This window comes from Mesorhizobium sp. M8A.F.Ca.ET.208.01.1.1 (assembly GCF_004791315.1).
In the GTDB taxonomy this organism is placed as follows: domain Bacteria; phylum Pseudomonadota; class Alphaproteobacteria; order Rhizobiales; family Rhizobiaceae; genus Mesorhizobium.
The window spans coordinates 1-313 of the sequence record NZ_SRUT01000264.1 but is presented as its reverse complement, the minus strand read 5'-3'; the positions used below and the strand labels follow the sequence as shown (position 1 = coordinate 313).

Genomic DNA, 313 nt, shown 5'->3' with positions numbered 1-313 from the left:
TGCCGCTGATCGCCGCCTTCTTCGTCATCCGGCTGTTCAACCCGGCGGTCTCGGTGCTGGTGGTGCTGATCGGCGGCGGCCTTGCCGCCTTCCTCACCGGCCGCGTCGGCGGCCTGCCGGCGCCGGAACTGTCGACGCTGACGCTGATTGCGCCGCAGTTCACGGCCGGCGCCGTCATCGGGCTTGCGCTGCCGCTCTACCTTGTCACCATGGCCTCGCAGAACCTGTCCGGCCTCGCCGTGCTGAAGGCCGCCGGCTACCACCCCGAGCCCGGTCCGTTGATCGGCGTCACCGGCTTCTTCTCGCTGCTGTC

The 313-nt window shown here is 70.3% G+C and carries 1 protein-coding gene; it reads left to right on the top strand.

The window, feature by feature from the left end; genetic code table 11:
- Positions 1-313 (top strand): benzoate/H(+) symporter BenE family transporter (locus tag EN851_RS35225; protein ID WP_189587361.1); only part of this gene is annotated, 313 nt, incomplete at both ends.